Source organism: Ruminococcus bromii (assembly GCF_002834225.1).
Lineage (GTDB): Bacteria > Bacillota > Clostridia > Oscillospirales > Acutalibacteraceae > Ruminococcoides > Ruminococcoides bromii.
This window is the reverse complement of sequence record NZ_NNSR01000023.1, coordinates 48087-59388: the sequence shown is the minus strand read 5'-3', so window position 1 is coordinate 59388 and position 11302 is coordinate 48087. Positions and strand designations below refer to the sequence as shown.

At 42.1% G+C, this 11302-nt stretch carries 9 protein-coding genes; 7 read left to right on the top strand and 2 right to left on the bottom strand.

Features of this window, described 5'->3' with window-relative positions; all coding sequences use genetic code 11:
• The first annotated feature begins 257 nt into the window (after positions 1-257).
• Positions 258-2996, top strand: a complete 2739-nt coding sequence (locus RBATCC27255_RS01360) for a YfhO family protein (protein WP_101028398.1) — start codon at positions 258-260, stop codon at positions 2994-2996.
• Between the two features lie 113 nt (positions 2997-3109).
• Here RBATCC27255_RS01360 and spoVAE read toward each other — a convergent pair whose 3' ends face one another.
• A complete protein-coding gene (gene spoVAE / locus RBATCC27255_RS01355) occupies positions 3110-3463 on the bottom strand; it encodes a stage V sporulation protein AE (RefSeq protein WP_101028397.1) in 354 nt (117 codons plus the stop codon).
• 265 nt (positions 3464-3728) lie between these two features.
• Between spoVAE and RBATCC27255_RS01350 the strand changes: the two genes are divergently transcribed.
• From RBATCC27255_RS01350 to RBATCC27255_RS01330, 5 genes are all read left to right on the top strand, one after another.
• Positions 3729-4685 (top strand): ABC transporter ATP-binding protein, encoded by a 957-nt coding sequence (locus RBATCC27255_RS01350; RefSeq protein WP_101028396.1) that lies wholly within the window; start codon positions 3729-3731, stop codon positions 4683-4685.
• Positions 4685-5389, top strand: a complete 705-nt coding sequence (locus RBATCC27255_RS01345; protein ID WP_101028395.1) for an ABC transporter permease — start codon at positions 4685-4687, stop codon at positions 5387-5389. Before RBATCC27255_RS01350 ends, RBATCC27255_RS01345 begins: the two co-directional genes overlap by 1 nt.
• Positions 5390-5402: 13 nt before the next feature.
• Positions 5403-7022 carry a DUF7088 domain-containing protein gene (locus tag RBATCC27255_RS01340; RefSeq protein WP_101028394.1) on the top strand — a complete coding sequence of 540 codons (1620 nt, stop codon included), beginning with the start codon at positions 5403-5405 and terminating at the stop codon, positions 7020-7022.
• Positions 7022-8560 carry a DUF4340 domain-containing protein gene (locus RBATCC27255_RS01335; RefSeq protein ID WP_101028393.1) on the top strand — a complete coding sequence of 513 codons (1539 nt, stop codon included), beginning with the start codon at positions 7022-7024 and terminating at the stop codon, positions 8558-8560. Before RBATCC27255_RS01340 ends, RBATCC27255_RS01335 begins: the two co-directional genes overlap by 1 nt.
• A gap of 180 nt (positions 8561-8740) precedes the next feature.
• Positions 8741-9481 carry a LytR/AlgR family response regulator transcription factor gene (locus RBATCC27255_RS01330; RefSeq protein ID WP_169923199.1) on the top strand — a complete coding sequence of 247 codons (741 nt, stop codon included), beginning with the start codon at positions 8741-8743 and terminating at the stop codon, positions 9479-9481.
• Between the two features lie 304 nt (positions 9482-9785).
• Here RBATCC27255_RS01330 and upp read toward each other — a convergent pair whose 3' ends face one another.
• Entirely contained in the window at positions 9786-10412 is a 627-nt protein-coding gene (upp, locus tag RBATCC27255_RS01325; protein WP_101028391.1) for a uracil phosphoribosyltransferase, read from the bottom strand.
• A gap of 299 nt (positions 10413-10711) precedes the next feature.
• On the opposite strand from upp, the gene lexA reads away from it, so the two are divergent.
• The gene (lexA, locus tag RBATCC27255_RS01320; RefSeq protein WP_015523059.1) at positions 10712-11302 is read left to right on the top strand and encodes a transcriptional repressor LexA; all 591 of its coding nucleotides are present in this window, start codon (positions 10712-10714) and stop codon (positions 11300-11302) included.

The following is an 11302-nucleotide window of genomic DNA, read 5'->3' as shown; positions in this document are numbered from 1 at the left end:
AGCGAAAGCTCCGTGGAATTTAGAGGGAGTGAAACTCACGCTAAATTCCAAAGATAATCTCCGACCTCAAAGAGGCGGAGATTATCCGCACTTAGATTATAACAAAGCTAACGCAAAAAGTCTATTTTTTTTAAGATTTTTATGTTTTTTTATTTACATCACACACGAAAAGCGTTAAAATAAAATGGATTACTTGTACCCGATTGCATTTTTGTGCATATCGGAAAACAATTACAAAATATTTCGGAGGTCAAATTATGCCCGCTGTAAAGAAAAAGAAAAAGTCGGTGCCTGTCACGATTGAAAACAAAAGTGGCTTCAAGGGCTTTTTCTCAAACAATCTATTTATTATTCTGGCTTTTGTCATACCGTTTGTGCTGATGACAGCCGCTTTCGGAGTTATGAAGGTTTCGCCGTTCGGTGACAATCAGATTCTTGTAACCGACCTGTGGCATCAGTATTATCCGTTTCTTGCGGATATGCAGGAAAAGCTCAAGCACGGCGAATCGCTGTTCTGGTCATGGACGCAGGGCGGAGGTGTAAACTACTTTGCGCTTATGTCCTACTACCTTATGAGCCCGCTCAACTTTTTGACGGTATTTTTGCCGAGTGAATGGCTGAGAGAATTTTTGATGTTCTCTGTTGTAATCAAGGTTGCATGTGCAAGTATGTTTATGGCAATCTTCTTACGCAGTCTTTTTAAGAAGAATGATTTTTCTCTTGTGATTTTCGGATGCAGTTTCGGCTTTTGCGCATTCTTTATGGGCTATTATTGGAACACAATCTGGCTTGATACGGTTTGTATCACACCGCTTGTTGCTCTGGGCACAGTAAAGCTCTTCACAGAGGGCAAGTTCAGACTTTACATAGTTTCGCTTGCACTTTCACTTTTGACTAACTATTATATCGGTTTGTTTGCCTGCATTTTTGTACTGCTGTCATTCATTGCATACAACATTGTAAAATGGGACGGCATCAAAAAGTTTGCAACAAATCTTCTTCACACAGGTATTTACTCGTTGATTGCACTCGGACTTACTGCGTTTTTCCTGTTGCCGGCATTCTTCGGTCTGCAAAACACAAACGCATCGGGTGCAACTTTTCCGACAACCTTTGCAATCAACATAGGTTCAACAAACGACCTTATGGGTGTGCTTGAGGCAATCAGAAAGATTCTTTCCAATTTCATAACATTTGCCGCTCCTGCAATCAAAGAGGCTGACGCATTGCCCAACATTGCCTGTGGTACACTTTCTCTTGTACTCGGAATTCTTTTCTTCACAAGCAAGAAAATTTCGCTCAAAGAGAAAATCGTTGACGGCTGTCTTATCGGTTTTATGATTATCAGCTGTATCATCAGACAGCTTGACTATATCTGGCACGGCTTCCACTTTACAAATATGATTCCGTACCGTTTCAGCTATCTCATCAGCTTTGTGCTTGTTGTTATGGCATTCAGAGCATTTATGCTTCTTGAATCAAGCTCTTGCTGGGATGTTATCCTTGCCGCACTCTTTGTTGCGCTTGTAATCATCTTTGGCATCGGCACACAGGAGGCTTATGCGCTTGTCGGCACGGCAGTTATTGCGGCTGTAATCTGCGTTCTGCTTTTCCTCTATACAAAGAGAATTGTTCCGAAACAGGTTCTTTTGATTGTATTCGGCGTCATAATTGTGGGCGAGAGTGCCGCCGCAGGTTATATCGGTGTTAAGACAACAACTGTAACGGGTACTTACGATTATCCGAGAGGCGAGGAAAGTACGGCACAGGTAATTGACTATATGGACAGCCTTGAAAACAATACAACCGAAATGTGGAGAGCGGAGATGACATCAACTCAGACTCTTAACGATGCCGCACTCAACCACTACAACGGACTTTCAATGTTCAACTCAATGGCTAATGTTGATATGACCGTGCTGTTTGAAAACTTTGGTATGATGGGTTGGAAGAGCGGTAACCGCTATACCTATGCCGAGGGTTCACCTGTGACAAACCTCTTTATGAATCTTAAATATCTCATTGCCCGTGACGGTATCTATATGAATACCTACGACCTTACAGAGGCTTACGGCGTCGGCAATGTAAAGCTTTTGCAGAACAACCACTATCTGCCGATGGGCTTTATGACAAATTCCGAGCTTGCAGGCTGGCAGGTTAATCAGAACGAGGATCAGTTCAATCCGTTTGACACACAGAACGAATTTTTTAAGCTTGCAACCGGCATTAAGGATGATGTTTACACTCCGCTTGATGTTGTTTCTCAGGGACACACAGACTACACCCAGTTCCCCGTAAACAAAACGGATTACGGAAGATATTCATTCAACTGTAACGATACAACGGTTACTCCGCATGTAAAGTGGAATTACGAAGCACCTAAGGACGGCTTGTATCTTATGTATGCGGATATTTCGGGCGGTGACGATGTTACCGTTATGATTAACGATGTTGCCCAGAGCAAGACCTACGGTATGGGCAGAAGCTACATTGCCTGCATCGGTCAATGCAAAAAGGGCGACAAGATTTCCGTTTATTCAAATCTCCAGCAGGGACAGTCGGGTTCTGCAATGGTATTTGTTGATGTTCTGAATCAGGATGTCTTTGAAGAAGGCTACAAGAAGCTTTCAAATAGCGTAATGACAACAACAAAGCTTACCGGCAGTTCTATGGAGGGAACAATCAACGCACAGGAAAACGGATTGTTCTACACCTCTGTTCCGTATGAAGAGGGCTGGAAGGCATATGTTGACGGCAAGGAAGTAACAATTACTCCTGTCGGCAACGCACTCGTTGCATTCAATCTTGACAAGGGCGAGCATACAATCAAGCTTGAGTATTATCCAAAGGGATTTGCAATAGGCTTGACCGTGACAATCATATGTGCCGCAACCTTTGCATTCCTCTGCGTATGGACATATATCATCAAAAAACGCGGAAAAAAGAAAGGCGATATTTCTGAAAATCCCGAAGAAGTTCAGATTAACGCTGAATAATAGAATTAAATATCTTTAAACATTACCGCCGTACAGCGAATAATCTGTACGGCGGTTTTTGTGTTGTAAAGCAAACGGTATGCGGCTGCATTTATAAGGCTTAATTTTTAACTTTACTTATCTCCCGATTTTGTACAAAGGGCGGCGATAAGTCCGAAAACTATTGCGGCGGAGATTCCTGCGGCGGCACTTGTAATACCTCCCGTAAGGATTCCAAGTGCGCCGTCCTGAGAGAGCGCCTTTCGTACACCCTCGCTCATAAGAAAGCCGAAACCGCTGATTGGCACGCTTGCGCCTGCTCCGGCAAAATCGACAAGCGGTTTGTAAAGTCCGACTGCTCCCAAAATCACACCGGCCACAACAAAGCCTGTGAGTATTCTTGCGGGAGTGAGTTTTGTTTTATCAATGAGAAGCTGACCGACCGCGCAGATGAGTCCGCCAACCCAGAATGCATTTAAATATTGCAAGCTGACACTTCCTTTTAAATTGTTTTGTCATTATCAATAAATATTGTTCCGAATTTTTGGTGAATAATTCCCGAAGAGCATTGATTGTGTGATGAGAAACTGAATTTTTGTGAGTTTGCGCTGTTTTTTTGGAAAAACTCTACACAAAACGCTCATTTTATAGTATAATCTATCATGTTCGTTTCTGCGTTTTTTTATGGCACATTTAAATTGCAGAATAAAGGCACAGAGATTAAGTATTTAATTTTAAGGAGTGAAAAGTCACATGGTCGAGGTTAAAAACCTTACAAAATTTTATGGCAGCATAAAGGCCGTTGACGACATCAGCTTCACTGTTGAAACAGGTGAAGTTCTGGGATTTCTCGGACCGAACGGTGCGGGCAAATCCACAACAATGAATATGATAACAGGTTACCTTTCTTCAACAAGCGGTACTGTTACCATTGACGGATGTGAAATTCTTGACGATCCGATTCACGCAAAGTCAAAAATCGGTTATCTTCCCGAAATTCCGCCTCTGTACATTGATATGACGGTTAAAAAATATCTTGAGTTTATGTTTGATCTCAAGAAGGTGAAGCTGCCCAAAAAGGAACACATTGACGAGGTTATGCGTCTGACAAAGATTACCGAGCAGGCTGACAGAATTATCAAGCATCTGTCAAAAGGTTACCGTCAGCGTGTAGGCCTTGCACAGGCGCTTCTCGGCAATCCGCCCGTAATCATTCTTGACGAGCCGACAGTCGGTCTTGACCCTAAGCAGATTATCGAAATCAGAAAGCTTATCCGCAATCTCGGCAAAAAGCATACGGTCATTTTCTCATCTCATGTTCTTTCCGAGGTTTCCGAGGTGTGCGACAGAATCGTCGTTATTTCAAAGGGCAAAATTGTTGCCGATGCGAAAACCGATGAGCTTTCCGCTCAGGTATCGGGCGGTGAGAAGCTCTCGCTCGTTGCAGAGGGAAGCACTGCCGACATTACCGAGGCAATAAAGAAAATCCCTGCTGTTAAGCATGTTGCAAAGACAGGCAGTAATGTTGACGGCAGCGGCAGATATATGATTGAATACGAAACAGCAAGCGACATCAGACGAGATGTTTACAATGCTATGGTAAGAATCGGTGCGGTAATTCTTGATATGCAGTCAGGCAACGAAACACTTGAGGATATGTTCCTTAAGCTTACCTCAGGCAAATATGACAGCAGAAAGGAAGATATGTAATGAGTGCTATTTTAAAGAGGGAGCTTTCCTCTTATTTCAATTCGGCAATTGCATATGTTGTTTTTGCCGCTTACTTCTTCTTTTCGGGTGTGTTTTTCTACAACTACTGCGTTGTGTACAACTCGGCAAGCTTAAGCTATGTTTACGGCAATATGCTTTTGATTATCCTGTTTTTAATCCCGATTATAACAATGAAATCTTTTGCGGATGAAAAGTACCAGAAAACAGATCAGGCACTCTTTACCGCACCTGTAAGCCTTACAAAGGTCGTTCTCGGCAAGTTCCTCGGTGCATTTGTGCTTTATGCAATCTGCAGTGCAATCTTCCTTCTCTATGCGGTTGTAATTTCGTTCTTTGCAACTCCGGAATGGTCGGTTATTCTTTGTACATTTCTCGGACTGCTCCTCTTTGGTGCGGCTCTTATTGCAATAAATGTGTTTATCTCATCTCTTACGGAAAGCACAATTGTTGCAGCTATCGTAAGTATGGCGGTAAACCTTGTTATCTATATGATGACAAACTTCACAAGTATGATTTCAATCGATTGGATTAAGAACATTATCGGAAAAATTGACTTTGCTACATACTATAATTCATTCAAATACGGTCTGCTCAGCGCAACCGATATCACATTCTTCCTGAGCGTGGCAGGATTGTTCATATTCTTTACTGTTCGTGTTCTGGAAAAAAGACGCTGGAGCTAAGGGGGTAATATAAATGAGCGAAGAAAATAAAAACTTAAATACTATCTCCGAAGAAACTGCAAGCGCCGACAGTAATGCGGTGGCAGAAACAGCCGGTAAAACGGAAGATACAAAAGCTAAAAAAGCTAAGAACAAAAAATCAAAGCCTCAAAAAGAAAAGGGAAAATTCAAAAAGTTTATGAAGTCAAGAAAGGCAAAACACGGCACGGTTGCAATGGCAATCACGGCTCTTGTTATTGTTATGGTGATTGTTCTCAACATTATAATCGGACTTCTTGTTAACAGATTCCCCGACCTTGAGCTTGACCTCACCTCAAACAACTCGTTTGCTCTTCAGGATGACACAATTGATTATGTTTCACATCTTAACAATGATGTTACCGTTTATATACTTATGGAGAAGGACAAATTTGAAAGTCAGGGAACATACTTTGTTCAGGCTCAGAAAATGCTCAATAAAATGGCGAGCAAGTCAGACGGAAAAATGAAAATCAAGTATGTTGACCTAACATCAAATCCCTCCTTCACATCCAATTATCCGAATGTTGACTGGCAGTCAAGCTCAGCAAACAACATTGTTCTTGTTGAGTCGGGCAAGCAGTACAAGGTGCTTACCCTTACGGATTGCTTTGAGTATGATGAGCAGACCTACAACTACTACGGCACATACAGCTTTACAGGCACAAAGATTGAGCAGGCTGTTGTAACGGCAATTCTCAATGTTACAACAGACGACAAGGTTGTTGTTGATATGATCAAGGGCAACAACGAGCAGGATTACTCATCGCTTAAAAGTCTTCTTGAAAACAACGCTTATCAGGTGAATGATGTTTCACTTGCAACAGGCGATTTTGACAAAGACGCTAAGGTTGCAATTATGTATGCGCCCTCCGTTGACCTTGACGAAAAGATTGTTGAAAAGCTTTCAACATGGCTTTCAAATGACGGCAAGTACGGTCGCTCACTCATCTATGTTCCGACTGCTGATATGGGGGAGATGCCTAACCTTGACGATTTCCTCAAGGAATGGGGTATGTCAATTGACAGAGGCTATGTGTTTGAAACAGACGAAACCGCGCTTGTAAATGCAAGCTCACCGTATGCATTCACGGTAAGCTACGGCGATTATTACAAAGACAACCTCAAAAACAGCAAGATTCCTGTTGTTGTATCAGAGTCACACGCTGTTAATATTACAGACGAAAACACCGCACACGCATTGCTCAAAACTACGAACAAGGCAGGCGTATTGCCGATTGATGCCGACAAGAGTTGGGACTACAAGGACGCAATCACAGGCAACGGTGAAAATGTTGCCGCAGAGGGCGTTATGACAAACGAGGACAAAAAATCGTCAAGAGTTGTTGTATTCGGTTCATATGTTATGTTCAGCGACACAATTATGCAGTACAACAGCTTTAACAACTCGGCATACTTTATGAATGTAATCAACACAATTGCAGACAAGGAAGATGTCGGTATTACAATTGAGAGTAAGTCGATTGATAATACAGAACTCGGCATTACCGATGTTGCAACACAGAACACAATGCTTGTTGTGTTTGTAATCGTTATCCCGATTGCAATTCTTGTTGCAGGCTTTGTTTTCTGGCTACGCAGGAGGAACAGATAATGAAAAAGAATACTAAAATATTGATTATTGTCTGCGCAGCAGCATTGATTCTTGCGGGACTTATGTGTCTGCTCATCTTTCTACCGAAGGGCGATGGTTCGTCATCGAAAGCAGCAACATATGATGAGGGTGTAAAGATGAGCGTTACAACCGATAAAGACGGTGTTCATCAGGCACAGATTCAGACAAACGATAAGGGTGAAATTGATAACAACAGCTACGGCACTCTTATGGATTATATCCCTGCAAAGATTTCAAAGATTCATCTTGAAAACAAAAAAGGCACTCTTGACATCAAGTCGTACACCCCGACCGATAAGAACGGCAAGACAAGTGCTACACAGTACACAATTGTAGGCTATGAGGATTTTGACCTTCAGGGCGGTATTGCAGATAACATTGCAAACAATGCCGCAAGCATTGACTTTACAAAGGTTATGACCCTTGACGGCTCAAAGCTTGCCGATTACGGTCTTGACAAGCCGAGAGATACTGTTACCGTAACTTATACCGACAAGACAAAGGCTGTTATCTATGTCGGTGATGATGCTCCGCAAAGTGCGGGAACATACATAAAGTTTGGCGACAGTGACACAGTTTACCTTGTTGCCAAAGATTCTGTTTCTGCATTTGACTACGGCCTTACCGACCTTATCAGCCTTACAATCAACGATGCGGCATCTAACAACGACAACAGTGAGGCATCTTCAATTGAAATTTCAGGCTCTAACTTTCCAAAGACAATCACTCTAAAGCCAAATTCAGACGGCAAGAACTCAGCTTCTTTTGTTATGACAAGCCCTGTTGAGTGCTACGCAAACGAGAACGAAAGCAGTCTTGTTGCAGGCGGCATAAGAGGTCTTTATGCCCTCACGGTAAAAATGGTTAATCCGTCATCCTCACAGCTTTCAAGCGTGGGTCTTTCTGAACCGTATGCAAAGTTAAAGGCTGTTTATCCCGATACAACGGTCAGCCTCAGAGCTTCAAAGCCGGACGGTGACGGCAATGTGTGCCTTATGAAAGAGGGCGGAAATATTGTATATACAATTTCCGCCGAAAAGGTTCCGTGGGTTAAAACAAGCTATGACAGCCTTGTAAACGAATATGTGCTTTATCCGAAGATGAGCGCATTGTCGGAGGTTTCCGTAAATGACGGCAAGAACACCTACACATTCTCGCTGAGCACTGCACAGAAAACAAAGACAGACGATAACGGCAGTGAGTCTACAACAACCACAACAACCGTTAAGAACGGCAAGACAGAAATTGAGCTTGCAACATTTTCGGGCTTCTATGAAAATCTTACTATGATTGAGCTTGCCGATACAAAATCGGACAGCAAGAACGGTTCGCCTGTTCTTACCGTTACATATACATACTCATCCGACGGCTCGACAGACACTGTAAGCTATTATAAGTCTGACGGCAACCGTTATGTTGCGGTTATCAACGGCAGAGTTGCAGGTCATGCATATCAGTCGAAGGTCAACACCGCTGTCAAACAGGCTGCAAGTGTTGCCGCAAACAAATCGGAATAATCTTTGAGTTAAATTTATTCTTTTACACCCGAACTTTTTAGTTCGGGTGTTTCTTTTGCCGGGTATATGTATACAAGCACAATTTTTATAAATAATCAGACAATATATTGCAATGCGGCAGTTACTATAGTATAATAGTCATATGAAGGTGATTTATATTAACTTTAAATGGTGAATATTATGAATATGGTTCTGCATTGTACAATATGTGATGATAACCCTTCGGCGGTTAAACGGGAAAAGGAAATTGCCGAGCGTGCTTTTTATGAAAAGAATATATCGGCGGATATTTCAGTATACACCGACAGCGGTCAGTTTATGTTTGAGCTTGACGACAACAAACAAATTGATATTCTGATTCTCGACATTGAAATGCCCAAGGTGTCGGGCTTTGAAATTGCGGAATATGTGAAAAAATTAAACCCGAATTGTCTTATTATTTTTATGACCTCCCATGTAAATTATGCCGTTGACGGATATAAACTTGATATTTTCAGGTTTGTGCCAAAACAAGACGGAGATTATAGGCTGAAGACCGCATTGCTTGACGCGGCAGGCGTTATTGACCTTGAAAGCAAAAAGTCATATTTCATTGAACGGCACGATATGTGCGGTATGCTGCCGTGCAAGTACATTTTGTACATTACAAAAAGAGGAAAAAACAGCGAAATTTACCACCTCAAAAGCAAAGAGCCGATAAAAATACGAAAACCGCTGGCGGTTGTGTTTGAAGAACTTGACTCAAATGAATTTATTTATATTTCCAGAGGCTGTATTGCAAATATGGCAAATGTGCAGAAAGTTGACCGCCGCGAATGGGTGTGCAAAAACGGCGACAGAGTGCCGATAAGCGCATCACTCTATGCGGAAATTAAGGAGAAGCTGCTTGATTTTTGGGGGCGAAAAATAATATGCGATTGACACGCTCCGACAAAAGCGTGAAAATTAGCGGTCAAAAATCGGCAATTTAAAGACTAATTAACACAAACAGGTTTTTTGTGTTATAATAACATCGAAAACAGGGTCTGTGAATCTAACCGGTCACAAATAAATACGCAAGCCTTGCTCTTTGAAAGTTATTCCGAAAGATATGTTATTTTGGAAAACCTTATCCTGTTTCGCACATCCTAACCCCGAAACACTTTTAACACTGCTGCATTTACATTTATGCGAAACAGAAAAAGCCTGAGCGTTTTTGCTCAGGCTTTTTGAATGCTTGAAAAAATTATTTTGTGCCGAAAATTCTGTCGCCTGCATCGCCCAAGCCGGGGCAGATGTATGCATTTTCGTTGAGCTCACGGTCAAGACAGCCGACATAAAGCTGAATGTCGGGGTGCGCATTCATAAGAGCGTCAACACCCTCGGGAGCTGCGATGATTGACATGAACTTGATTTTCTGACCGCCGTGCTTTTTGATAAAATCAACTGCTGCAATAGCCGAACCGCCTGTTGCAAGCATCGGATCAACAACAACAATCTGACGCTGGTCGATTGGATCGGGCAGCTTGCAGTAATATTCGTGAGGTGCGTGGGTTTCGGGGTCACGGTAAAGACCGATGTGACCTACTCTTGCAGACGGAACGAGTGCAAGAATACCGTTTACCATACCAAGACCTGCACGGAGGATAGGCACAACTGCGAGCTTTTTGCCTGAAATAACAGGCTGAACAGACTCCTCAATCGGAGTTTTTACCGTGATATCCTGAGTTTCGAGGTCAGAAAGAGCTTCGTAACCCATAAGCATTGCAATTTCTTCAACCAATTTGCGAAATTCGTTTGTTGATGTGTCTTCTTTTCTGAGAAGTGTAATTTTGTGTCTTATAAGCGGATGTGTCATGTACGAAACTGACATATCATTGCCTCCTTGTTGAATTTCAATTATTTGATTAACTTAATGATACTAAAAACCGTTCAAAATGTCAATGATATCAGGGATTAAGCGATGCTTTTATCCTAAACATTATTTCATAATATATACGGATTTGCCATGCTTCGCTGCTCCGACTTTTTTCTGCCGATAAACATAATTCTGACAATTTGTCCGTTTGTCAGACAAAATAAAAAAATTCAAAAAACATAAAACAAATGTTTGATTTTTCTGAAAATATATGGTACAATCATACTGTAATTACAAACAAGGGGCGTTGCGATATGAAACCTTTAAGCAAAAGCCAACAGAAAATTTTCGATTATCTAAAGGAATGTGCAGGCGAGGGCAGAGTTCCGTCAGTTCGTGAAATCTGCGAAGAAACGGGACTGAGTTCAACATCAACCGTTCACCACCACCTCAAGGCACTTGAAGAAAAAGGTCTTATTTCACGAGAACACGGTGTGAACCGTTGTATTCAGATTAACGGCATGGAGAAAAACACCGATGTTCCTGTTTTGGGCAGAGTTGCGGCAGGTTATCCGATTCTTGCCGTTGAGAATATTGAATGTTATGTGCCTGTTCCCGACAGTTTAAAAAGGGGCAGAGAGCTTTTTGCTCTGCGTGTTCAGGGCGAAAGTATGATTAACGCAGGCATTTTCCCTGACGATATTTTAATTGTTCACCGCACACCTGTTGCGGAGAACGGCGAAATCGTTGTTGCTCTTGTCGGTGACGAGGCGACCGTAAAGCGTTTTTACAAAGAAAACGGTCACTTCAGACTTCAGCCTGAAAACGATAATTTTGAACCGATTATAGTTGACGAAGTCGCTTTGCTCGGCAAGGTGATCTCGCTTGTAAGATATTTTGATTAA